The sequence below is a fragment of the Vibrio qingdaonensis genome (genome assembly GCF_026191675.1).
Lineage (GTDB): Bacteria > Pseudomonadota > Gammaproteobacteria > Enterobacterales > Vibrionaceae > Vibrio > Vibrio qingdaonensis.
Genome location: NZ_JAKRRY010000024.1, coordinates 36,950 through 62,007, shown reverse-complemented (window position 1 = coordinate 62,007; position 25,058 = coordinate 36,950). Strand labels below are relative to the sequence as shown.

General features: G+C 46.6%; 24 protein-coding genes. All 24 read left to right on the top strand.

Features of this window, described 5'->3' with window-relative positions; translation table 11 throughout:
* Window positions 1-78 precede the first annotated feature (78 nt).
* Window positions 79-1,209: a flagellin gene (locus MD535_RS16810; RefSeq protein WP_265676189.1), complete on the top strand. Its 1,131-nt coding sequence runs from the start codon at window positions 79-81 to the stop codon at window positions 1,207-1,209.
* Between the two features lie 133 nt (window positions 1,210-1,342).
* A complete protein-coding gene (locus MD535_RS16805) occupies window positions 1,343-1,804 on the top strand; it encodes a flagellar protein FlaG (RefSeq protein ID WP_265676187.1) in 462 nt (153 codons plus the stop codon).
* Window positions 1,805-1,865: 61 nt separating this feature from the next.
* Complete coding sequence (gene fliD / locus MD535_RS16800) at window positions 1,866-3,821, top strand: flagellar filament capping protein FliD (RefSeq protein ID WP_265676216.1); 1,956 nt, start codon at window positions 1,866-1,868, stop codon at window positions 3,819-3,821.
* A 55-nt stretch (window positions 3,822-3,876) separates the two neighbouring features.
* Complete coding sequence (locus tag MD535_RS16795) at window positions 3,877-4,179, top strand: flagellar protein FliT (protein ID WP_265676186.1); 303 nt, start codon at window positions 3,877-3,879, stop codon at window positions 4,177-4,179.
* 10 nt (window positions 4,180-4,189) lie between these two features.
* Window positions 4,190-4,600, top strand: a complete 411-nt coding sequence (gene fliS, locus MD535_RS16790) for a flagellar export chaperone FliS (protein ID WP_265676185.1) — start codon at window positions 4,190-4,192, stop codon at window positions 4,598-4,600.
* A 228-nt stretch (window positions 4,601-4,828) separates the two neighbouring features.
* On the top strand, window positions 4,829-6,289 hold the full coding sequence (locus MD535_RS16785; RefSeq protein ID WP_265676184.1) for a sigma-54 dependent transcriptional regulator: 1,461 nt from the start codon (window positions 4,829-4,831) through the stop codon (window positions 6,287-6,289).
* Between the two features lie 180 nt (window positions 6,290-6,469).
* Window positions 6,470-7,549 carry a sensor histidine kinase gene (locus tag MD535_RS16780; protein ID WP_265676183.1) on the top strand — a complete coding sequence of 360 codons (1,080 nt, stop codon included), beginning with the start codon at window positions 6,470-6,472 and terminating at the stop codon, window positions 7,547-7,549.
* A complete protein-coding gene (locus MD535_RS16775) occupies window positions 7,549-9,003 on the top strand; it encodes a sigma-54-dependent transcriptional regulator (protein ID WP_265676182.1) in 1,455 nt (484 codons plus the stop codon). Before MD535_RS16780 ends, MD535_RS16775 begins: the two co-directional genes overlap by 1 nt.
* A 137-nt stretch (window positions 9,004-9,140) precedes the next feature.
* Window positions 9,141-9,452, top strand: a complete 312-nt coding sequence (gene fliE / locus MD535_RS16770) for a flagellar hook-basal body complex protein FliE (RefSeq protein WP_265676181.1) — start codon at window positions 9,141-9,143, stop codon at window positions 9,450-9,452.
* A gap of 91 nt (window positions 9,453-9,543) precedes the next feature.
* Window positions 9,544-11,253, top strand: coding sequence for a flagellar basal-body MS-ring/collar protein FliF (fliF, locus tag MD535_RS16765; protein WP_279348310.1), 1,710 nt, complete (start codon window positions 9,544-9,546; stop codon window positions 11,251-11,253).
* Window positions 11,253-12,305 carry a flagellar motor switch protein FliG gene (gene fliG, locus MD535_RS16760; RefSeq protein WP_265676179.1) on the top strand — a complete coding sequence of 351 codons (1,053 nt, stop codon included), beginning with the start codon at window positions 11,253-11,255 and terminating at the stop codon, window positions 12,303-12,305. Before fliF ends, fliG begins: the two co-directional genes overlap by 1 nt.
* Window positions 12,306-12,324: 19 nt before the next feature.
* Window positions 12,325-13,125, top strand: a complete 801-nt coding sequence (fliH, locus tag MD535_RS16755) for a flagellar assembly protein FliH (RefSeq protein ID WP_265676178.1) — start codon at window positions 12,325-12,327, stop codon at window positions 13,123-13,125.
* Window positions 13,125-14,447 (top strand): flagellar protein export ATPase FliI, encoded by a 1,323-nt coding sequence (gene fliI / locus MD535_RS16750; RefSeq protein WP_265676177.1) that lies wholly within the window; start codon window positions 13,125-13,127, stop codon window positions 14,445-14,447. The genes fliH and fliI overlap by 1 nt, the downstream gene beginning before the upstream one ends.
* A gap of 9 nt (window positions 14,448-14,456) precedes the next feature.
* Window positions 14,457-14,900, top strand: coding sequence for a flagellar export protein FliJ (fliJ, locus tag MD535_RS16745; RefSeq protein ID WP_265676176.1), 444 nt, complete (start codon window positions 14,457-14,459; stop codon window positions 14,898-14,900).
* 261 nt (window positions 14,901-15,161) lie between these two features.
* A complete protein-coding gene (locus MD535_RS16740; RefSeq protein ID WP_265676175.1) occupies window positions 15,162-17,030 on the top strand; it encodes a flagellar hook-length control protein FliK in 1,869 nt (622 codons plus the stop codon).
* 124 nt (window positions 17,031-17,154) lie between these two features.
* Window positions 17,155-17,649 carry a flagellar basal body-associated protein FliL gene (fliL, locus tag MD535_RS16735; RefSeq protein WP_265676174.1) on the top strand — a complete coding sequence of 165 codons (495 nt, stop codon included), beginning with the start codon at window positions 17,155-17,157 and terminating at the stop codon, window positions 17,647-17,649.
* Between the two features lie 7 nt (window positions 17,650-17,656).
* The gene (gene fliM / locus MD535_RS16730; RefSeq protein WP_265676173.1) at window positions 17,657-18,703 is read left to right on the top strand and encodes a flagellar motor switch protein FliM; all 1,047 of its coding nucleotides are present in this window, start codon (window positions 17,657-17,659) and stop codon (window positions 18,701-18,703) included.
* A 16-nt stretch (window positions 18,704-18,719) separates the two neighbouring features.
* Window positions 18,720-19,130: a flagellar motor switch protein FliN gene (gene fliN / locus MD535_RS16725; protein WP_265676172.1), complete on the top strand. Its 411-nt coding sequence runs from the start codon at window positions 18,720-18,722 to the stop codon at window positions 19,128-19,130.
* Window positions 19,131-19,132: 2 nt separating this feature from the next.
* Window positions 19,133-19,543: a flagellar biosynthetic protein FliO gene (fliO, locus tag MD535_RS16720; RefSeq protein ID WP_265676171.1), complete on the top strand. Its 411-nt coding sequence runs from the start codon at window positions 19,133-19,135 to the stop codon at window positions 19,541-19,543.
* A 1-nt stretch (window position 19,544) separates the two neighbouring features.
* Complete coding sequence (gene fliP / locus MD535_RS16715; protein WP_265676170.1) at window positions 19,545-20,408, top strand: flagellar type III secretion system pore protein FliP; 864 nt, start codon at window positions 19,545-19,547, stop codon at window positions 20,406-20,408.
* A 14-nt stretch (window positions 20,409-20,422) separates the two neighbouring features.
* Window positions 20,423-20,692: a flagellar biosynthesis protein FliQ gene (gene fliQ, locus MD535_RS16710; protein WP_250616851.1), complete on the top strand. Its 270-nt coding sequence runs from the start codon at window positions 20,423-20,425 to the stop codon at window positions 20,690-20,692.
* Window positions 20,693-20,700: 8 nt separating this feature from the next.
* Window positions 20,701-21,483 carry a flagellar biosynthetic protein FliR gene (gene fliR, locus MD535_RS16705; RefSeq protein ID WP_265676169.1) on the top strand — a complete coding sequence of 261 codons (783 nt, stop codon included), beginning with the start codon at window positions 20,701-20,703 and terminating at the stop codon, window positions 21,481-21,483.
* 81 nt (window positions 21,484-21,564) lie between these two features.
* Complete coding sequence (gene flhB / locus MD535_RS16700) at window positions 21,565-22,695, top strand: flagellar biosynthesis protein FlhB (protein ID WP_265676168.1); 1,131 nt, start codon at window positions 21,565-21,567, stop codon at window positions 22,693-22,695.
* 138 nt (window positions 22,696-22,833) lie between these two features.
* Window positions 22,834-24,933, top strand: a complete 2,100-nt coding sequence (flhA, locus tag MD535_RS16695) for a flagellar biosynthesis protein FlhA (protein ID WP_265676167.1) — start codon at window positions 22,834-22,836, stop codon at window positions 24,931-24,933.
* The last annotated feature ends 125 nt before the right edge of the window (window positions 24,934-25,058 follow it).

The window sequence follows — 25,058 nt, the reverse complement described above, 5'->3', positions numbered from 1 at the left end:
GAGAAATGATATAGATGTGCCAACGTGAGGTGAGAGACTCGGCGGCCATCTACCTAAAATGCCTAAGGAGATCTATATATGGCGATTAATGTAAACACTAACGTGTCTGCAATGACTGCTCAGCGCTATCTAAATACCGCTGCAGAGAACACAACTAAGTCAATGGAGCGTCTGTCTTCTGGCTACAAAATCAACAGCGCAAAAGATGACGCTGCGGGTCTACAAATCTCAAACCGTTTGAATGCGCAAAGCCGTGGTTTAGATATGGCAGTGAAAAATGCCAATGACGGTATCTCAATTGCACAAACTGCGGAAGGTGCAATGGATGAATCTACTAACATCCTGCAACGTATGCGTGACCTTTCCCTACAATCCGCCAATGGTTCGAACTCCAAGTCAGAGCGTGTGGCAATTCAAGAAGAAGTCACGGCGCTAAACGATGAATTAAACCGTATTGCAGAAACCACATCATTTGGTGGCAATCGTCTACTTAACGGTACTTACGGTACGCAATCTTTCCAAATTGGCGCAGATTCTGGCGAAGCGGTTATGCTTTCGATGAGCAGCATGCGTTCTGATACTGCTGCGATGGGTGGCAAGAGCTACGCATCGGAAGAAGGTAAAGATGCAAGCTGGCGCGTTGATGCTGGTGCCGATCTGACAATGAAGTACACCAATAAGCAAGGTGAAGAAGTTGAATTGTCGATCAGTGCAAAACAAGGCGACGACATTGAACAGCTTGCAACCTACATCAATGGCCAAAGCTCAGATGTCAAAGCATCGGTCAGTGAAGATGGCAAAATGCAATTATTTGCTGCTACTCAAAAAGTAGCGGGCGAAGTTGAATTTGGTGGCAGTCTAGCGTCTGATTTAACGATTGGCGATGCAAAAGACGTGACGGTAAAAGACATTGATGTGACATCTGTTGGCGGCGCTCAAGAAGCGGTCGCGATTATTGATGGCGCACTAAAAAATGTTGACTCAGAGCGTGCTTCTTTAGGTGCTTTCCAAAACCGTTTTGATCATGCGATTAACAACCTCAGCAACATCAATGAGAATGTAAATGCATCAAATAGCCGTATTAAAGACACGGACTACGCGAAAGAAACAACGGCAATGACGAAGAACCAAATCTTGCAACAAGCAAGTACTTCAATCCTTGCACAAGCGAAACAATCGCCTTCAGCTGCATTGAGCTTACTAGGTTAATTCTAGGCAAGACAACCTTAGGCAAATCGTATTAGCGGCTGTCCGTGACAGTCGTTGATTTCCAATGTCATTTCATTATTCATTTGGATATGAGGTGGCATTGGGCAATTAAGGTTAGAAACGGGAGACTGTTATGGATATTTCATCCTACGCATCGAACATTCAGCCTTTTGCCTCTTCTAGTGGCACAGAAATTGCATCAAAGAATACAACAAGTGCGTCAGCGCAAGGGAAGCCCAATGAGATATTGGCGAGCAAATTAGCGCCAAATCAAACGGTCAACCCAAGCAAAAAAGTCGAGAGTGAAGCGTTATCAGATGATAAGACTTCCGAAGTTATTCAGCAGATTGCCAAAGAGCGCCGAGATCTCAATGATGTCGAGCGTGAAAAGATGGTGGAACGCTTGGATGAATTTTTAACCACGTTGAATACGAGTTTATCGATTCGCATGGATGAAGATTCAGGGCGTCATATTGTCACTATTATTGCCAATGATACCGGTGAGATTATCCGCCAGGTCCCTGATGAAGACTTACTCGTCGTACTCGAACGCCTTGAAAAACACGCCTCTGTCAGTATCGATATGCGAGTTTAATTGAATATGTCACGCGTGAGTGCATTGCGTGACGATCGTGTATTACTTTCGAAGTGGTTTGGTGAATATGGGCCCGATAGGGATGTCTTCTGGCATGGATATCAATTCCATGGTGAGCAAAATAGTCAACGCAGAACGTGTGCCTAAACAGCAACGTATTGACTATGAACGCACTAAAATTGATTCCAGTATCAGTGCCTATGGGCGGCTCAGAGAGTCACTAGATACGATGAAAAACCTAATGGCAAACTTTCGTCAGGAAAAAGCGTTTGCAGTGCGCAGCGTAGACACTTCTGAAGAGAGTATTGTCACAGCGACCGCTTCAACTGAAGCAATTGCTGGCAAATATGCAGTCGATGTATTGCAACTTGCCCAGAGTCACAAAGTGGCGTCTGACGTGGTGCCAGAAGATGCTCGTTTTGGACCCGGCAAGTTGCAAATTTCCCTTGGCGAAGACAGCTTCGACCTCTCCCTAGGCAAAAATTCCAAACTCATTGATGTCGTTCGAGCGATCAATGGATCCCGAGATAACCCCGGTATTCGCGCCTCAGTCATTAAAGATATGAACGGCCCTCGTTTGATTGTCGCCGCTAACCAATCTGGTGCTGAGAAAAGTATTCTTATCAACGTTGAGGCAGAGCCAGGCGATGACTTATATCGTTTTGAATATAAGACGATAGAGCAGCGGGTTAAACAGCTTGAACATGCACAATCAGAAGCCCTCGCCTTATTGGGCTTGCCCCCTCAAGATAGCGTAGAGTCAGCGCAAGATGCGGTGACTAGCGACGATCCAAGTGCACAAGCGCAACAAGCCGAAAGCACCCAAGCTGAGGAAGGCTCACAAGTTAAGGATAGTGAGCAAGCTAACGACGATGCTAATCAAAAGGGCAAAGAGGCAAATTCTGGCCGCCCAGAGGATACCATTCCCGGTTGGACGGAAACCGCATCTGGCACTCTGATGGATTCGTATCAAGCACCGGAACCTGAACTGGATGAAAAAGCGCTAGAAAAATCGAAAGAAGTACCTGGCTGGAGTAATACTGCCTCCGGTACATTGACCGACTCCTATGTCACGCCAAAAGAAGCACAAGCTAAATTAGAACAAGAGCTTGAAGCAGAAAAGGCGGCAATCGCTAAAGCGGTCGCAGAAGGCGACATGACAGAAGCAGAAGCGAAAAAGCTAGAGCGCGAAAAGCTCACCCCAGAAGAGCGTGAGCGAATCGAGAAAGTGGAGACGGCTCAAGCTGAACTTGCGGAAGCGCAGCGTTCACTGCAAATCTATAAAGGTATGGCAGAAGTACAAAGTGCACAGGATTCAATAGTGGTGCTTGACGGTGTCGCTGAGCTTGCGAGCAGTAACAACGTCATTGAAGATGCGATTGAAGGTGTTGACCTCACGTTGAAGGGCACAACTCAACCTGGAGAGCGCCCTGCGGAAATTGGTGTTGAATACGACAGACAAAGCGTTCGAGCCGATATTGAGCAGTTTGTTGCTGCCTATAATCAGTTTTATCAAGTATCCGCTGATCTCGCGAAAGTCGACCCGGCGACGGGGCAGGTGGGGCCATTGTCCGGTGATAGTGTCGTTCGTAGTGCTGACTCCCGCTTGAAAAGTGTTTTTTCAAGTGCGGTTGAAGGGGCGCCTGACGATCTAAAAACCTTGACTGAATTTGGTATTACGACCACGAGGCAGGGTAACCTTGAGATCAATTATCAAATGCTTGATAAGCAACTCAACAATAATTTTAATAAGCTGGAAGACTTCTTCGGCGGCAACAATGGTTTTGCGAAAAAGGTTGAAGACGCTATTCACAGCATGACGGGCGTGACGGGTTCAATTCGAACACGGGAGAAGAGCCTGACGGAGCGAAACTACAGCTTAAACGATGATCAAACCACGCTAAATCGACGCATGGAAGGGTTGGAAAAACGCACTCACGATAAATTTGCGGCGATGCAAGATGCGACAGGCAAGATGCAATCGCAGCTTGCGGGCATGATGAACGCGCTGTCTTGAGTTTTACGGTGTAGTACATATAACGTACTGTTAATGAAAGAAAAAGGCAGGATGAGTGACGATATTTGACCGACTGCGTGACACAGATCACCAATTACTATCGCATTTAGATAATCTTGAGTTAAATACTGAAGAAATTCATGCCTTGGTCGATATAAGAGAACACATTATAAAAACGTTGATTGCGGCTTGTGAGCGCAATCCTCGTCTAAAGCAGAGTGAAGAGTGGCGCTTAGCGGTGGAAGAGACCAAGCAGGTTACCGCGAAGATGCATTCTAAAACCGAACAATTGGGACTGTCGCTGCGGAAATTCCGACATGGTAAAAAGTCGCTGCAGCAGTACCAAAAATTTATTTGAGAGGATAGTGATGCGTGGTTCATTGCAAGCATATAAGAAAGTATCAGTAGACAGCCAATTAAGCGCTGCCTCACCGCACAAAGTTATCCAGATGTTGATGGGTGGTGCTATTGAAAGACTGATCCAAGCGAAAGCGGCGATGCAGCAAGGCAATATTCCTGTCAAAGGTGAGCGTATTGGCAAAGCCTTGGACATCATCATCGCACTTCGTAGTTGCTTATCAATGGATGATGGTGGAGATATTGCCAAGAATCTTGATCAATTATATGAGTTTATGATCACACAGATCACAGAAGCCAATCACGAGAATAATCCTCAACCAATCGACGATGTTATCGACATTATCAGGGAAATTAAGTCGGCTTGGGATCAAATCCCTGCAGGTTTCCATAATTTAACGGCAGAAGAAGTTGGGATTTAAGCGGAATTAACCTCTTAATCTCGCCGCGATGAAGTTGCCTTATAAGGTTATTGTCAATAGAATAGACGCCATCCAATGCCAGATGGCGTTTTTTTGTCTCTAATTACTTATTTTATAAAATTAAATTTATAAATGAGCGCTGGAAAATGTGCTGTCCTCTAGGCTCAGCATGACAGATATTTGACGTCACTTTGGCCGTACTTTTTATCGAGGCATTAATCTCAAAAGATGCATGGCTTAGCTAAACTACTCGTCATCGCTGACGATGAGCAAATTCGAACGAATCTAAATACTATTTTAGAGTTTGTCGGCGAACATTGTGTCACCATTCCTTCGAGTGACATACAGCAAGTTGATTGGTCGCAAGCCTGGTCAGGGTGTATTGTAGGGGCATTAGCACACCCTACGTTTTCTGACGCCTTACTCACCCAATTGTCTCATTCCAACCATATCCCACTGTTAGTGACGAGTGAATTCACTGGGGCTGTGGAACCATTAACTAATTATGTTGGTGAGTTAGAACTTCCACTCAACTATCCACAGCTGAGTGATGCGTTGCGTCACTGCCAAGAGTTCCTTGGTCGCAAAGGGGTACAAGTACCTTCCAATACTCGGAAAAACACACTTTTTAGAAGCCTTGTTGGTCAAAGCAAAGGCATTCAAGATGTGAGGCATCTTATCGAGCAAGTGGCCAATTCTGAGGCTAATGTTCTCATTTTAGGCGAGTCAGGTACTGGCAAAGAAGTGGTTGCCCGCAATATTCATTACCACTCAAGTCGTCGAGGTGGGCCGTTTGTACCCATTAACTGTGGCGCAATTCCACCCGATTTATTAGAAAGTGAACTGTTTGGTCATGAGAAAGGGGCGTTTACGGGCGCGATTACCTCTCGTAAAGGGCGTTTTGAGTTAGCCGAAGGTGGCACTTTATTCTTGGACGAAATTGGCGACATGCCGATGTCGATGCAGGTGAAGCTACTGCGAGTGTTACAAGAGCGTGTGTTTGAACGTGTTGGTGGGACTGCGGTGCTAAAAGCCAATGTTCGCATAGTGGCTGCAACGCATCGCAACCTAGAAAGTATGATTCAGCGTGGCGATTTCCGTGAAGATCTGTTTTACCGACTTAATGTGTTTCCTATTGAAATGCCATCGCTCAAAGATCGTAAAGAAGATATTCCATTATTGCTTCAAGAATTGCTTACGCGCTTGGAAGCAGAAGGTGGTCAGCCCATCTGCTTTGCCCCTCGTTCGGTTAACTCTCTAATGGAACATGATTGGCCCGGCAATGTTCGTGAGTTAGCGAACTTGGTAGAGCGAATGGTTATTCTTTATCCAAATAGTTTGGTTGATGTTAACCATCTTCCAGTGAAGTATCGCTACAGTGACATTCCTGAGTTCCAGCCAGAGATGAATATCTTTAAATCGGTGGAAGAACAAGAGCGCGATGCATTGGATAGCATTTTTGCTGATAATTTTAGCCTTAATGAGCCACAACTTGATGACTATAATGCCCCGCAGGCACTGCCTCCTGAAGGCGTCAACCTGAAAGAAATGCTCGCGGAACTGGAAGTCAATATGATTAACCAGGCGTTAGATGCACAAGATGGTATTGTTGCGCGAGCGGCAGATATGTTGGGTATGCGACGAACGACTTTAGTTGAAAAAATGCGTAAGTACAGCCTCAATCGCTAATGTGATCGCTGTCACGTGAAATTGGCGTGCGACATTTTTTTGACGCTGTTAAATTGTTAAAAAACAAAAACTTAAGCCTGGTATGCTTTTTGCATTACCGGGCTTAAGTTTTTTATGGGACTGTATATTCTAAGGGCGCTTGCCCTCTGTCGTTGGGATAACAAAAGGAATGCCTCACTCATGAACTCGTCGCCTAGTGACGCCGTAGAGCCGACTACTCCACCGTCCTCCTCGCATTTAGATTCCTTAGAATCTCAGGTGGAACGCTATCAACAAGTGATAGAAGCGATGCCTGCTGGTGTGATTTTGCTCGATACGCAAGGAGTGGTTAGGGAAGCCAACCCAGAAGCCCATCGAATTCTAGAGCTACCGTTAGTTGGACAAAAATGGTTTCATCTTATTCAGGTTGTGTTTGATCCCAAAGAAGACGATGGGCATGAAGTGTCGTTACGTAATGGTCGTAAGGTACGTTTGGCTATTTCAGCTTCTTCAACAGGCCAGTTAATTCTCATTACCGATCTCACCGAAACTCGCTTACTACAATCCAGGGTGAGTGATTTACAGCGCTTATCCTCGCTGGGTCGAATGGTTGCGTCATTGGCCCATCAGGTTCGTACGCCGCTATCTAGCGCTATGCTCTATGCCTCAAATTTGGGGGCTCCTAATCTCAATGATGCCACTCGCTCACGTTTTCAAATGAAGCTGGTTGATCGACTGCATGATTTAGAAAAGCAGGTGAATGACATGTTGTTGTTTGCCAAAGGTGGCGACAACAAAGTGGTACAAAGGTTTTCTTTAAAGGACTTAGTCGCAGAATACCAGCCCATGGTAGAGACAACCTTAAAAAGTAATCATATCGATTACTTTATTGAAGTTGAACATGACGACGTTGAGCTACTAGGGAATGCCAATGCAATAGCATCTGCGCTAAGTAATTTAGTGTTAAATGCGGTGCAAATTAGTGGCAAAGAATCGCAAGTTGACGTGTTTTTTCGCCCGGTGAATGACGAACTAAAAATCTCGATACAGGACAATGGACCTGGCATCCCGAAAGAGCTTCAGCAACGAATTATGGAACCCTTTTTTACCACTCGTTCGCAAGGGACTGGACTCGGTCTTGCTGTGGTACAAATGGTTTGTCGTGCTCATGAAGGCCGACTTGAATTGATATCGGAAGAAGGCGACGGTGCGTGTTTTACCATGTGCTTACCCCTTGCAGGGACATCCTCTTCTGACGCAAAAAATGAAGGACACGAATAATGGCACAAAGCAAAGTACTGATAGTAGAAGACGACGAAGGATTGCGTGAAGCTTTGGTCGATACCTTGGCGCTCGCGGGTTATGAATGGGTAGAAGCCGATTGCGCTGAAGATGCCCTAGTAAAACTAAAAAGCCAGCCTGTGGATATTGTCGTATCCGATGTGCAAATGGCCGGAATGGGCGGCTTGGCGTTGCTGCGAAATATTAAGCAGCACTGGCCAAATCTACCCGTCTTGCTGATGACAGCGTACGCCAATATAGAAGATGCGGTCGCGGCAATGAAAGAAGGCGCGATTGACTATATGGCGAAGCCGTTTGCACCAGAAGTACTGCTGAATATGGTGAGCCGTTACGCACCCGTCAAGTCAGACAGTAATGGCGATGCGATTGTTGCCGATCCGAAAAGTATCCAACTATTAGCGCTAGCGGATAAAGTCGCCAAAACGGATGCCAGTGTCATGGTACTCGGACCGAGTGGTTCAGGCAAAGAAGTCATGTCGCGTTACATCCATAATCAATCACTGCGCTCGGATGGGCCATTCGTGGCGATTAACTGCGCTGCCATTCCAGACAACATGCTGGAAGCCACACTGTTTGGTTATGAGAAAGGGGCGTTTACCGGTGCGATTCAAGCGTGTCCGGGAAAATTTGAACAAGCGCAGGGCGGCACCATCTTACTTGATGAAGTCAGCGAAATGGACCTGAATTTACAGGCCAAGTTATTGCGTGTGTTACAAGAGCGTGAAGTGGAGCGTTTAGGTAGCCGTAAAAGTATTGCCTTGGATGTTCGTGTTCTTGCAACGAGTAACCGAGACCTTAAGCAGTACGTCCAAGAGGGTAACTTTCGCGAAGACCTTTATTATCGTTTGAATGTATTCCCAATTTCATGGCCTGCATTACGTGAGCGAACGGGAGATATCGCACCGTTAGCCACGCATTTAACCGAAAGACATTGTAAGAAATTAGGCATGCCAGTACCGAAGTTTAGCGAGTTGGCAATGGCAAAACTGATGCAATACCCATGGCCCGGAAATGTCCGTGAACTCGACAATGTTGTGCAACGCGCACTCATCTTATGCGACCAAGCTATGATTGAATCGGAGCATATCTTGCTAGAGGGCGTTGATTGGCAAGATGCGGCAGGTTTACAGCAAGCTGTTGCCAATCCGATCTCGTATGCGAGCAATGAGTTACCGATGGCTGAGCCTTGCGTTGCCCCTATTGCCGACCCTAGTCATGGTGCGGATAGAACTGCGGTATTAGAAAAGCCTGTGTCTATTGGTGAAGGACTGGGTGGGGAATTGAGGGATCAGGAGTTTGCCATTATTTTAGAAACGCTAAAAGAGTGCGAAGGGCGACGTAAAGATATGTCTGAGAAATTAGGCATTAGTCCAAGAACCTTACGTTACAAATTGGCAAAAATGCGTGATGCAGGTATAGATATCCCAAACTAGGCGTGTCGCAGTATCGAGTTTTCGCGCTATCGACGCTAGTCACACCGATGCCTTTCATGGCATAATTTTTGCTGGTTTCTGATTTAGCGCTGACAAATAAAGGACGCTGTCAATAAAATGACAGTGAGTGAGAAAGCATGAGAGTTGATGGATTAAATACCGAGATGCAAGCGATGATGCTTGAAGCATCTAGCGCCCGCGCTACGCCTACAGCGCAGCAAGTAGGGGCGGATTTTGGTGACATGCTTTCACAAGCAGTAAATAACGTGAATGGACTGCAAAAATCGTCAGGTAATTTACAAATGCGATTTGATCGCGGTGATGCTGATGTATCGTTATCCGATGTTATGATCGCCAGAAATAAATCCAGTGTTGCGTTTGAAGCAACCATCCAAGTACGTAATAAGCTTGTTGAGGCCTACAAAGAACTCATGAACATGCCCGTGTAGTCTAAGTATTAGACCGTTATTTTAGGTAGTAGACCGTCAATTTAGGTAGTGGACAGTGGCTCAAGAAAATCATTCAACAGATGTAACCGTAATGGATGGCGCTGACTCGAATTTAGTCGCTAGCTCAAATTTAGTTTCAGAAGGTCAAAACCCAGATATTAACGAGAAAAGTAGCTCTAAATTTGATTTAGCAGTGGGTGATCTCGATCTATTAAGACAAATTGTTTTAGTACTTTCCATTTCTATTTGTGTCGCGCTTATCGTGATGCTGTTCTTTTGGGTTAAAGAACCTGAAATGCGTCCATTAGGCGTTTACGAAACAGAAGAGTTAATCCCAGTGCTCGACTATCTTGATCAAAAGAAAGTCGAATATAAGCTTGAAGGCAATGCGTTGAGCGTGCCAGTTAATCAGTACAATACCCTAAAGCTAGATATGGTGCGTGCGGGGCTAAACCGCGCGTCCAATACTGGCGATGATATCTTAATGCAAGATATGGGTTTTGGCGTATCTCAGCGTTTGGAGCAAGAGCGACTTAAACTCAGCCGTGAGCGTCAACTTGGCAAAGCCATCGAGCAAATGAAACAAATTCGTACTGCACGAGTATTGCTGGCTCTTCCTAAGCAAAGTGTCTTTGTTCGTCATAATCAAGAAGCGTCCGCATCGGTCTTTTTAACCTTGGCTACAGGTTCAGTACTGAAACGTCAGGAAGTCGACTCGGTAGTTGATATGGTGGCAAGTGCGGTGCCGGGCATGAAAACCACGCGAATTACTGTTACCGATCAACATGGCCGACTGCTCAGTTCGGGCTCACAAGACGCGACATCTGCAGCAAGGCGAAAAGAGCAAGAGCTTGAGCAAAACCAAGAACAAGCGCTGCGTGAAAAAATAGATTCGGTGCTAATCCCTATTTTAGGACTTGGTAACTACACCGCTCAGGTGGATATTGAGTTAGATTTCAGTGCAGTGGAGCAAACTCGTAAGCAGTTTGATCCTAATACGCCAGCGACGCGAAGTGAATATACGTTAGAAGATTATAATAACGGTAACGCTGTGGCTGGGGTTCCTGGTGCGCTGAGTAATCAACCGCCAGCGGATGCCTCGATTCCAACTGACGTTGCGCAAATGAAAGACGGGTCGGTATTAGGGCAAGGCTCGGTGCACAAAGAAGCCACACGCAACTTTGAACTTGATACCACGATCAGTCACGAGCGTAAGCAAAGTGGTGTCGTGAATCGTCAAACGGTCGCCGTAGCGATTAAGAATCGCGCGAAAGTGAACCCGGATACTGGCGACGTAACGTATGAGCCTCGTTCAGAAACCGAACTGGCCGCAATTCGACAAATTCTTATCGGTTCGGTGGGCTTTAGTGAAAGCCGTGGTGATTTACTCAATGTATTGAGTATGACCTTTGAAACACCAGTAACCGAGCAATTGGCGGATGTTCCACTGTGGGAACACCCGAATTTCAACGATTGGGTTCGATGGTTTGCCAGTGCACTGGTGATCATTGTCGTGGTATTGGTGTTGATTCGTCCGGCAATGAAGAAATTGCTTAATCCAGCTGCGCAAGATACCGATGAGCAATTGTATGGCCCAGATGGATTACCGCTCGGTGCCGATGGTGAGACCAGTTTGATCGGCAGCGATATCGACGGCAGCGAACTGTTCGAATTTAGTACAGGTATTGATCTGCCTAACTTACATAAAGATGAAGACGTCTTGAAGGCGGTTCGAGCACTCGTGGCGAATGAGCCAGAGCTTGCCGCACAAGTGGTGAAAAATTGGATGGTTGAGAACTAATGGCAAATGAAATTGTAGCCAGCAATGGTGGACAGGTTGTTGAATCAACCGTAGATATCTCAAACATAAGTGGCGAAGAAAAAGCCGCCATTCTTTTACTCAGTTTAAATGAACAAGACGCCGCTAGTATCATTCGCCATTTAGAGCCAAAACAAGTGCAACGTGTTGGTGGGGCGATGGCTCGCGCAAGCGACTTGAGCCAAGATAAAGTGGGTGCCGTGCACCGTGCGTTTCTTGAAGACATTCAGAAGTACACCAATATTGGCATGGGCAGTGAAGACTTCATGCGTAATACTTTGGTGGCTGCACTTGGTGAAGATAAAGCCAATAATTTGGTCGACCAGATCTTACTCGGTACTGGCTCGAAGGGACTTGATTCATTGAAATGGATGGACCCTCGTCAAGTGGCGAGCATCATTATTAATGAGCACCCGCAAATTCAAACCATCGTATTGTCCTATCTTGAAGCCGATCAGTCGGCGGAAATTCTTTCTCAATTCCCAGAGCGAGTGCGTCTTGATCTCATGATGCGTATCGCCAATTTAGAAGAAGTACAACCTTCAGCGTTGGCAGAGCTAAACGAGATTATGGAGAAGCAGTTTGCTGGTCAAGCTGGTGCGCAAGCTGCGAAAATTGGTGGCCTGAAGGCGGCGGCCGAGATCATGAACTACCTCGACAACAATGTCGAAGGTTTGCTGATGGATCAAATTCGCGACCAAGACGAAGACATGGCGACTCATATTCAAGATCTTATGTTTGTATTTGAAAATCTCATTGAGGTTGATGATCAAGGCATTCAAAAGCTGCTTAGAGACGTCCCTCAAGATGTTCTACAACGAGCACTTAAAGGCGCGGATGATGGCCTTAAAGAGAAGATCTTCAATAACATGTCGAAACGTGCGGCTGATATGATGCGCGAAGATATTGAAGCGATGCCACCTGTACGTGTCGCGGATGTGGAATCGGCACAAAAAGAGATTTTGACCATAGCAAGAAAGATGGCAGACAGTGGAGAGTTGATGCTCTCTGGTGGTGCCGACGAGTTCTTGTAATCAACGGGTAAGGTAAATCATGGCTGGAGATAGAAAACGCGGCTTTTTGCGCCCTTCTGAAGACATCACCATGGAGTCTGCACATTCATGGGGACTTCCCGATTACACGTCTCAGACCAATCAGCACGCTCGTGAAACCGCATTAAATTACGATCCAAGCTGGACACCGCTTGATGAGCCAACGCCAGAAGATGCGCCGTTTGAATTAACGGAAGAGCAGATTGAATTGATTAAGCAGGGGGCTTATCAAGAAGGACTGTTCCAAGGCCAGGAAGCTGGGTTTAAGCAAGGTTTTGATAAGGGTAAACAGGAAGGATTAGAAGCGGGTCATCAGGAAGGGCTTGACCTTGGCAAGGCCGAAGGCGTTGCCGCAGGTGAGGAATACATCAAGCAGCAGGTTGAGATATTCATGGGTATGGCAAACCAGTTTGCTCAACCTCTTGAACTGATGAATAGCCAAGTTGAGAAGCAGCTGGTCGACATGGTGTTGACGTTAGTCAAAGAAGTCGTGCATGTTGAAGTCCAAACCAACCCACAATTTATTCTCGATACAATTAAACAGTCGGTAGAAGTACTCCCTATTGTGGGACACGCTATTACGCTCAAATTACATCCTGCTGACGTGGACATTGTCCGAGCAGCCTATGGTGATCAAGAGCTGGATATTCGTAATTGGCAACTCGTGGTAGAGCCTGCGCTCAATCGTGGTGATGTTCAAATTGAAGCGGGTGAGTCCAGTGTGAACTACAAGGTGGAAGAGCGAATTCACAGCGTGCTACAAAGCTTTTGTGGCACCAATCGCCACCAAGGTTCGGATTAATGCAAGCGCTCTCTGACCGTCTCGCTCAGTATAAAGTATCAGGGCACAAGTCACGTGCCGTCGCGTCAGGTAAGTTGGTGCGAGTTGTTGGATTAACATTAGAAGCGACGGGCTGCAAAGCGCCCATCGGTAGCTTGTGTAAAGTCGAAACCATGACGGGTGAGATGGAAGCGGAAGTGGTTGGCTTTTCCGGTGAACACCTGTTTTTGATGCCAAGCGAGCAAATCAGTGGCATTTTGCCCGGCGCGAGAGTGACACCAATGACGGCAGAAACTGGCTTACCGGTCGGGATGGAACTGTTAGGCCGTGTTATTGATGGCGTCGGTAATCCATTGGATGGCCTTGGTGAGATATACACTGAGAAACGCGCCTCGTTTAATGCCCAGCCTATTAATCCCCTTGCAAGAAAGCCTATTTCAGAACCGCTAGATGTTGGCCTTAAGGCCATTAATGGCTTGTTAACGGTTGGCAAAGGCCAACGTATCGGCCTATTTGCTGGGTCTGGTGTGGGTAAATCGGTCACTTTGGGCATGATGACTCGTGGCACAACCGCGCAAGTGGTGGTGGTGGGGTTAATTGGTGAGCGTGGACGAGAAGTTAAAGAGTTTATTGAAGAGATTTTAGGTACAACGGGACGTCAACGCTCTGTAGTGGTGGCTGCACCAGCGGATTCATCGCCTTTGATGCGTTTGAAAGGTTGCCAAACGGCGTTGACTATCGCTGAGTACTTTAGAGACCAAGGGCTCGATGTATTGCTATTGATGGACTCATTAACTCGTTTTGCACAAGCGCAGCGTGAGATTGCCTTATCGGTGGGTGAACCCCCTGCAACGAAAGGTTATCCGCCATCGGTGTTTGCCAAGCTGCCAGCGCTTGTTGAGCGAGCAGGCAATGGTGATGACAATCAAGGCTCGATTACTGCGTTTTTCACAGTATTGACCGAAGGTGATGACCTACAAGACCCAATCGCCGATGCCTCACGTGCGATTCTAGATGGCCACATTGTATTATCACGCGAAATGGCAGACGCTGGGCACTATCCCGCGATTGATGTGGAAAAATCAGTGAGTCGTGTCATGCCGCAAATAACCGATGATCAGCATGTATTGATGTCCAAAGCGGTGAGACAGGTGCTGTCTGTGTGCCGCAAGAATCAAGATTTGGTGTCGATTGGGGCATACAAACCGGGGACTGATCCTGCGATTGATAGCGCCTTTACCCTGAAGCCGAAGTTGGATCAATATTTACAGCAAAGCATGAAAGAGACCGTGCCTTACGACATGTGCGTTAACATGCTCAAGCAACTGCTGCAGGTTAATTGACGGTAAGTTATGGACAATGCACTCGACTTTCTTCTTGATCAAGCAAAAGATAACGAGCAACAAGCTGTGCTGGCGCTGAATAAAGCGCGCTCTGAACTCGAAGATTACTACAATCAAGTTAGACAGATAGAGCAGTATCGACTCGATTACTGTAACCAATTGGTGCGCCGTGGAAAGGAAGGGCTGACGGCGAGTGAATACGGACATTTAAACCGATTTCTGACTCAATTGGACGAAACGCTGACTAAGCAAAAAACGGCAGAATCGCACTTCACGCAACAAGTTGAGGATTGCCAAGAGTTTTGGCATAACACGCGTAAGCAGCGGCGGTCGTATGAATGGATGATGGATAAAAAAGCCAAAGAGAAAGCGCGTATTGCCGATAAAAAGGAGCAACAACAAATGGATGAGTTCTCTAATTTGCTGTTTGCTCGCCGAAAAACTCAGCGTTAAAGTAATTTTTAGTTGAATAATGTGATTAGCTTCAACCGATCAATAGCTTACGCTTGTTACTCAGCGATGCACCTTATTCGCTTTCTGTCACGCCAAGCACATCCAATCCTGCCGCTTGTTATCACTTAGGTATAATTATTGCATCATGTTTGCTTATAAAACTGGCGGCAGTCACTTGCCTCTAATTTTTGTTATCACCACTATTAATGTTGTCATCATCACTATTAATTTTGTTATCACTACTATGTAGGCCCGAATGGAATGAGTCTGTCTGTCTCTAGCAATAATGCGTCACCATCATCGAATCTTAAATCGAGCAACGATTCTGCTTCAGCGAAAGATGCCGTTACGACGTCAGAGGAACCGGGCTTTTTTGATACACTGAAAAGTGCGATATCTGGTGAAAATGCAGATAAAAAACAAAGTGTTGATGGTTCTAGTGCTAAGAAGGGAACATCAGAAAAATCAGTGGCTGATTCTGGCTCGCTTTCCTCTGATGCCTCCGAGTCAGTAACGGATGGTGAGGATGAGATTGCACGAGCATCAAGTGAGAATAAAGGATTCGAATCGAACGGCAAAAGTGAGTCGGCTGATAGCGTAAATCAAAACGTAAAGACCCAAACAGAAAGTGAAGAAGTCTCATCTTTGGACGTCAAGAAAATGGCGCTGGCGAGTGCTACTGTTGCCTCGGAAGAGGGAGTATCAGCAACGAATTCTGGAAATTTGCCAGCGACTTCACAAGGTAAGTCGTCAGGACACGCTGACACATCAGCACAAGCGACCATGGATGAAAGCTCTCAATTACTGAATCGCTTAAACGAGTCAAACAAAGCCCTGCAAACGCCCCCATTAGAATCGGCTGCTGGGGTGGCGGTCGCGACTGCTAAGGTCAATGAGACCACTGACGCGACTCAAGCATCAGACGATGCTGCGGTGCTAGCGGCTTTCGCGGTAGAATCAGGGCAATCTATGCCAGTGGAATCCGCAACTGGACAGACTTTACCAGCGGAGGCGTTATCCTCAACCGCGATAGCTTCTGCAACTGCGCTTTCTACAACAGCAGCCTCACCGCCAACATCGACATCATCAATCGGAGTAGGGCAAGCGAATAGTACCTTATCTCAGTCAGCAGGTGTGGCAGGGTTAGCAGTGGCTGACGGCAGCGTAAAAAGTGACGGAGCGAATTCTCAAATTGCTTGGTCGCAAACTGATGGAAGCAGTGATGCTAAGTTGGAAGGAAAAGCCGCGATACTTGCCGCAGGCGCCGCGCTGGATAAATCAACGTTAGATAAGCAAGCGGCGTCAGCGTCGAATGGGCTCAATGCAGTACCAACGCCATTATCGCAACCAAATTCACAGCAAGCGCAGCCTTTCCATTCAGCTCACCACGGAACGGCAGCGGCGAGTAATGACGGTGCTAGTGCGCCAGCTGCAGGAACGCCGGCCGCAGGAACATTAGCTGCAGCGTCAATGCTAGCAGGAAAAGAAACGCCGTCAGCGAGTCCAGTGACGAGTGGAGTCGCACCACCTAATGCGATGGGGGTTGGTCAGACAAACTTGAAAGGCTTGAAACCCAGTCCCGCGTCGAGTAATGAGCCGCTAAACGGTCTGAATCCGGCAGCGACAGCAGGCACAGCATTGGGCACTCAAGCACTACGCGGTGAGCAACCACAAGCGACGACGAACGTACAATCACCGATGGTGCTCACTAAAGAGAATGCCAGCGATCAAGTTTCAGAACGTATTCAGATGATGATGGCGAAGAACCTAAAGCAGGTGGATATTCGCCTTGATCCGCCAGAGTTAGGGCGAATGCAAATTCGCATGACACTCAATAGTGACACCGCGACCGTGCATTTCACCGTTCAGAACCAGCAAACACGAGAGATGGTTGATCAATCAATGCCAAGGCTGCGAGAAATGTTATCGCAGCAAGGTATTCAACTTGCTGATACCTCAGTACAGCAACAAGGTTCTGGTCAACAGCAGCGTCATGCATCGGCGGATGCTCATAACCAAGGTTCAAGTGGCGCTGGTCAGTCTCATGGCGATGTGGACGCTTTAGAGGAAGGGGTCAGTATGAACCTAAATATAGCGAAAAAAGAAGACGGAATCAGTTACTATGCGTAGCGAGTTTATCTCGCTCTGAGCGTTTTATTTAATGAATCAATTCAAAGCGAAACCGCGAGATGTAGGATTGTCTGTATAATCGGCTCAATAACCTCAAGCCGCTTAACTAAAAGTAAATATTGATATGGCAGAAAATATTCAAGAACAACCAAACAGTAAGAAAAAGCTGTTGATTATCATCGTAGCAGTACTCATGCTGTTACTCATTGCTGGCGGCGTGGCGTACTGGCTTTTTGGCGGCGATAGTACGCCTCAACCCCGTTCAACGTCTGTGCAAAACGCCCCTGTTGTGGTGGTCGACCCTATTTCATACGTCACTATCGCGCAACCTTTTGTGTTTAATGTGGCAGGTAAATCTCGTGATCGTATGGTTCAAATTAAAGCTCAACTAATGGTACGCGGTTTGGATAATGAAGAGTTAGCTCGTTATCATTCGCCATTGATTGAGAGTACGTTGTTGTCGACGTTTGCCTCAACGTCCGTTGAGCAGCTAAGAAGTACCAATGGGCGAGTTGAATTACGTGATCAAGCAACCGCCGATATACAGAGCAGCTTGTCTCAAGTGGTCGGAAAGCCCGTGATAGAACGTGTACTCTTTACAGATTTTGTTATCCAGTAGGTAATGTGTGACTGACTTATTAAGCCAAGACGAAATTGATGCACTACTGCATGGCGTAGATGACGTTGATGAGGTAGAAGAAGAACTGGATCAGGATCCTAGTGATGCGGTGCATTTTGACTTCTCTTCCCAAGACCGCATTGTTCGTGGTCGAATGCCAACGCTGGAGCTCATCAACGAACGCTTCGCACGACATATGCGAATTAGCTTATTCAATATGCTAAGAAAGACCGCAGAAGTGTCGATAAACGGCGTTCAAATGATGAAATTTGGCGAATACCAAAACACGCTTTATGTGCCAACTAGTTTGAATATGGTGCGGTTTAGACCGTTAAAAGGTACCGCGTTAATCACCATGGAAGCGCGTCTGGTCTTTATTCTCGTCGAAAACTTTTTTGGTGGAGACGGTCGCTTCCACGCCAAGATTGAAGGCCGAGAGTTTACGCCAACCGAGCGCCGTATTATTCAATTGCTGATGAAAACCGTGTTTGAAGATTATAAAGAAGCATGGTCGCCAGTGATGGGGGTAGAGTTCGAATATTTGGACTCAGAAGTGAACCCAAGCATGGCAAACATTGTTAGTCCGACGGAAGTGATTGTTGTCAGTTCTTTCCATATCGAAGTTGATGGCGGTGGTGGCGACTTCCACGTCGTGATGCCGTATTCGATGGTTGAGCCTATTCGAGAGCTTCTCGATGCGGGGGTGCAGTCGGATAAAATGGAAACTGACGTTCGTTGGAGCAGCGCGTTACGTGAAGAAATTATGGATGTGCCAGTTAACTTTCGCGTGAATTTGTTGGAAAAAGACGTGTCTCTACGCGACTTGATGGAGCTGCAAGTGGGTGACATCATTCCGATTGAAATGCCGGAAAATGCCACCATGTTTGTCGAAGAGTTACCGACATATAGAGTGAAAATGGGAAGAGCGGGAGAGAAAATTGCCGTTCAAATTTCCGAGAAGATTAGACGCCCAGATGTGGTAAAAAGGGATTTAGCTTTCCTTGGTAAGGATATTATGGCTGAGCTCGAGCATGTGGACGATGAGAACGAATAAGAGAGTGTAAAAAGTTATGGGCATTACAGACGACCAAAAATTAGCAGATGAATGGGCAGCCGCACTTGGAGAAGATCCAATGGCCCCCGATATTGACGTAGATGAAGTGCTTGCCGCGCCTTTGGATGAGCTGCAAGATTCCTCGACGCCAATTTCCGAAGATGAGCGCCGCAAGCTCGATACCATCATGGACATTCCTGTGACTATTTCAATGGAAGTAGGGCGTTCGCAAATCAGTATTCGTAACTTACTGCAATTGAACCAAGGGTCGGTGGTTGAATTGGATCGTATCGCGGGGGAGTCATTGGACGTAATGGTCAATGGTACTCTCATTGCCCACGGAGAAGTGGTTGTCGTCAATGATAAATTTGGTATTCGTCTTACCGACGTCATAAGCCAAACCGAGCGCATTAAAAAGTTACGTTAAGCATGAAAATACTCAATTCGATAGTGGTTACCTCCTTGCTATTGTCTGCCTCTGCGCAGGCTTCGCAAGCGCCTACTCAGCTCGCTGGTGGAGAATCTCCGTTTGATCTTGCCGCCACACTGGGGGCTCTTGTACTGGTTGTGATGGTGATTTTGGGACTGGCTTGGTTGCTTAAACGGATGAAAGTGCCGTCAATGATCAATCAGCAAGGGCTCAAAATTGTGCGACAAATCCCTGTTGGGACAAAAGAGCGTATCGCGATAGTGGAAGCGGGAGATGAACAATTTCTTGTTGGCATCACCGCGCAATCCATACAGTTGATTTCTAAACTGGAGACGCCACTGACACAGGAAGAAAGCACCCAGCCTGCTTTTGCGGCTCAGTTATCCAAATTGATGAAAAAACAAGGTTAGCATGATGACGATACTGCGCGGAGCGTGCCTTTGTCTGCTCCTTATTTTTGCACCAATATGCGCAGCTGAAGAGGCGTTAGCGACGCCAGTGACGAGCGGTGTAGCACTAGACAGTGGTGTAACGGTTTCGGCGATGCAGAGCGACCAAGGGGCGGCGGGAAGCTCAACGGCGAGTGGTTTTGCGTCTGGGCCAGGTATTCCTGCCTTCACCATGAAGACCAATGCGGATGGCAGCGAAGATTATTCGGTAAACTTACAAATTCTAGCCTTGATGACCATGCTTGGCTTCTTGCCTGCCATGGTCATCTTAATGACGTCATTTACTCGTATCGTTGTGGTCATGTCGATTCTTAGACAAGCGATGGGTTTACAGCAAACGCCTTCTAACCAAGTGATTATTGGTATCGCCATGTTTTTAACCTTATTCATTATGTCGCCGGTGCTGAGTAAGGTGAATGATGAGGCAATTCAGCCTTATTTGAATGAAGAGATTTCAGCCAAACAAGCCTTTGACCAAGCACAAGGTCCAATGAAGGATTTCATGCTGAAACAAACTCGCGTTAAAGACTTAGAAACCTTCGTACACATGTCAGGTTCCACCGCGCAAAATCCAGAAGATGTGTCCCTTGCCGTCTTGATTCCGGCATTCATCACGTCTGAGCTGAAAACCGCGTTCCAAATTGGCTTTATGCTGTTCCTCCCATTTTTAATCATAGACTTGGTGGTAGCGTCGGTCCTGATGGCAATGGGTATGATGATGTTGTCGCCAATGATTGTGTCACTTCCGTTTAAACTTATGTTGTTTGTCTTAGTTGATGGTTGGAATTTGATTCTATCAACCTTGGCCGGCAGTTTTGCGTTGTAGCTGGAGTAATTAAGATGACGCCTGAGCTGTTTGTTGAACTGTTTCGTGATGCTCTGTGGATGGTATTGCTACTGGTTTGCGCCATCGTAGTACCAAGCTTATTGGTTGGCTTAGTGGTGGCGATATTCCAAGCCGCTACCTCGATCAACGAACAAACGTTGAGTTTCCTTCCTAGGCTTGTGGTGACATTACTGGTTTTGATGGGGTTCGCTCATTGGGGGACGCAAATGATGATGGAGTTTTTTTATGAGATCATCGAACGAATCCCTCAGGTTCTTTGGTAACGCCGAGCATGGAATACCCAACGAGCACGGTGATTGAATGGCTAGCTAATTATTTTTGGCCTTATGTGCGAATATCGTCCATGTTAATGGTCATGTCGGTAACAGGGGCCAATTTTGTTTCACCTAGAATTCGTCTGTTTCTTGGTTTAGCCCTCACTCTCGCGGTGATGCCAACATTACCTGCGGTCCCACAAAACATTGAGCTGTTCTCATTCCAAGGCTTCTTGATTGTTGCAGAGCAAATGATCATTGGTATCTCGATGGGCATGGTGACCATTTTTATGGTGCAGACCTTTGTTATGCTCGGGCAGATACTCGGCATGCAATCGAGTCTAGGTTTTGCCTCTATGGTGGATCCTGCCAATGGACAAAGCACACCGCTGTTAGGTCAGTTGTTTATGTTTTTGGCGACTATGTTCTTTTTGGCAACCGATGGTCATCTTAAAATGATTCAATTGGTTGTGATGAGTTTTAAAACTTTGCCCATTGGCAGTGGTCAACTGACTACGGTTGATTTTCGAGAGATGGCAGGCTGGCTAAGCTTAATGTTCAAAACGGCATTGAGTATGGCGATTGCCGGGATTATTGCGCTACTCACGGTTAACTTGTCGTTTGGTGTGATGACTAGAGCCGCCCCGCAACTGAATATTTTTGCATTGGGCTTTACGTTTGCACTGGTAGTGGGCTTGATGATTTGTTGGTATATGCTCGCCGGGCTGTATAGCCATTATCAACTGTACTGGCTAGAAGTTGAGGGGCAAGTATGTCGCTTGATTCGTTTAGCATGTTGAACACGATGATTGATACTGGTGTGATGATTGGCACTGGCGTGATGATTAGTATGAGCTTACTCGTGACGAAAGGGGGCAGACTTGGCTGAGTCAGATGGACAAGAACGCACAGAAGACGCCACGCCCCAGCGGTTAAAGCAGGCGCGTGAAAAAGGCCAGGTTGCGAGATCGAAAGAGCTGGCGTCTGTATCAGTGCTGATGGTAGGGGCTCTGTCCCTGATGATGTTTGGTGAAGGGCTCGCCAAAGCACTTTTTAATACCATGAGTCGATTTTTCACCCTATCACGGGAAGAAATTTACGATCACACTGTGCTATTTGACATCATCATGGGCGTGTTATCTGGGCTTGTTCTGCCGTTAATTCTGATTTTGTTTGTTTTGTTTCTTGCTGCATTAGTAGGCGCGGCTGGTGTTGGCGGTATTAGCTTTTCGGCAGAAGCGGCGATGCCAAAACTGTCTAAAATGAATCCACTCAGCGGTCTAAAGCGCATGGTCGGCATGCAAAGTTGGGTCGAACTGATTAAATCCATTCTCAAAGTATCACTGGTTGCGGGGATGGCTTTTTATTTAGTTAACGCATCACGTGCTGACTTATTTCAACTAAGTGTTGAGGTCTTTCCACAAAACATTTTCCATGCGTTGGATATTCTGCTCAATTTTATATTGCTGATCAGTACCACGTTATTGATTGTGGTGGCGATAGATGTGCCCTTTCAAATTTGGCAGCATGCCGAACAACTCAAAATGACTAAGCAAGAAGTCAAAGATGAGTTTAAAGATACGGAAGGTAAACCGGAAGTAAAAGGCCGTATTCGTATGCTTCAGCGTGAAGCGGCACAACGAAGAATGATGGCGGAAGTCCCAGAGGCAGACGTTATTATTACCAACCCAGAACATTTCTCTGTCGCACTTCGATATAAACAAGGTCAGGATAAAGCCCCCATTGTGGTCGCAAAGGGGATTGATCATATGGCCTTGAAAATACGTGAAGTTGCCCGTGAACATAATATTTATATTGTGCCATCTCCCCCCCTTGCTCGTGCGCTGTACCACACATCGGAATTAGAACAAGAGATCCCAGATAGCTTATTTGCCGCCGTGGCGCAGATTCTTGCTTACGTGTATCAATTAAAGCAATATCGTAAAAAAGGCGGGCAGCGACCGACACTGCAAAATGACCAGATTACGATACCGAAAGAGATGCGATATTAATGGCTGCCTTCCGACGCAATGGTACAGCCTTTATAGGGTGTCAAAAAATTGGCTGTCTATAGGTATGCTTCTTGCATGATACAGATCTAATATTTTAATTATGGCGCGCTATGTGCCACCCGCAGTGATGTAGTTGTAATGAAATTAACCTTACCATTTGCCGACAAACTCCCGACGATTCCAAATCGGGCTTTACCTGCTGTCGGCGCGCCAATTATGGTTCTCGCTGCACTGGCAATGATTATATTGCCCATCCCTGCATTGCTGCTCGATCTCTTTTTTACCTTCAATATTGCCTTGGCGATGGTGGTGTTGCTGGTGTCTGTTTATACCCGTCGTCCACTGGACTTTGCGGCGTTTCCTACTGTACTACTGATTGCGACATTGCTGCGTTTGGCGCTTAACGTTGCCTCAACGCGAGTAGTATTGCTTTATGGTCACGAAGGTAGCGGCGCGGCAGGTAACGTGATTGAAGCCTTCGGTAACGTGGTGATTGGCGGTAACTATGCCGTCGGTCTTGTGGTTTTCATGATTTTGATGATCATCAACTTCATGGTAGTGACCAAAGGTGCAGGGCGTATCTCAGAAGTGAGCGCGCGTTTTACCTTGGATGCGTTACCCGGTAAGCAAATGGCCATTGATGCGGATTTAAACGCCGGACTCATTGATCAAGACCAAGCCCGCACACGTCGCTTTGAAGTGACTAAAGAAGCGGACTTTTACGGTTCGATGGATGGTGCCTCGAAGTTTGTAAAAGGGGACGCCATTGCCGGTATCTTGATCCTGTTTCTTAATATCGTTGGTGGTTTGAGCATCGGTATGATGCAGCATTCACTGGGTTTTGGTGAAGCGTTACAAATTTACACGCTCTTAACTATTGGTGATGGTTTGGTTGCACAAATCCCATCGCTGTTACTGTCTATTGCAGCGGCAATTATGGTCACGCGTCAAAATACTGACGAAGATATGGGGCAACAGGTTGTTTTCCAACTGTTTGATAACCCCAAAGCGCTAATGATCACCTCTGGTATTATGTTTGTGATGGGTATTGTACCGGGCATGCCACATTTTGCCTTTCTACTGTTAGCGGTCTTAGCGGGCGGCGGGGCGTACTGGATGACGCGTAAACAGAAGAAAGCGGAAGAGCAGAAAAACTTGCCGGCAGAATTACAGCCTAAAGACCCATCAGCGCCACCAAAAGAGCTGTCGTGGGATGACGTTCATCCGGTTGACGTGATTGGACTAGAGGTCGGCTACCGCTTGATCCCGCTTGTCGATAGAGATCAAGGCGGCGAATTACTGGAGCGAGTCAAAGGGGTACGTAAAAAGCTTTCCCAAGACTTTGGTTTCCTTATTCCCGCGGTACACATTAGAGACAACTTGGAGCTGACCCCAAACTCCTACCGTATTACGCTAATGGGCGTGGCGGTAGGTGAGGCAGAAATCCGCCCAGACCAAGAGCTGGCGATCAACCCAGGTCAGGTATATGGGCTGATTGATGGTGAGCCAACCATTGATCCAGCGTTTGGTCTAGAAGCGGTGTGGATACAAGAAGCGCAGAAAGAGCACGCTCAAGCGCTTGGTTACACCGTTGTGGATTCATCCACAGTGCTCGCCACACATTTGAGCCAGTTGTTAACGAATAACGCAGCGCAGCTGTTGGGCCATGAAGAAGTACAAAACTTACTTGAGCTATTGGGTCGCAGTGCACCCAAGTTGGTTGAAGACTTTGTGCCGGAACAATTACCATTGGGTACCATGGTTAAGGTGTTGCAAAACCTACTTCATGAAGCGATTCCAATTCGAGATATCCGCACCATAGTCCAGACATTGGCTGAATATTCATCAAAGAGTCAAGAACCTGACGTGTTGACTGCCGCTGTGCGTATTGCACTTAAGCGACTAATTGTTCAAGAGATCAATGGTATAGAGCCAGAATTGCCAGTTATTACCTTAATCCCAGAATTGGAACAAATATTGCATCAAACTATGCAAGCAGCGGGTGGTGAGTCAGCGGGTATTGAGCCTGGCTTAGCCGAACGATTACAAGCATCGTTAACACAAGCCACCCAAGAACAAGAATTAAAAGGTGAGGCAGCCGTATTGCTCACATCGGGCGTACTTCGTTCGACGTTAGCTAAATTTGTCAAAAACACGATTCCAAATTTACGAGTGTTGTCTTACCAAGAAATACCTGATGAAAAACAAATACGAATCGTACAGGCGGTTGGAAATTAATGAGTAGTTAGTATTGATTAGTCGATAGTATTGGTTAGTTGATAGAGATAATAGGCGATGGTATTCAATCGCTCTGAATAGCGACTTGCTATTCACTAACGCCGGTATGGAAAATGGATGTGACC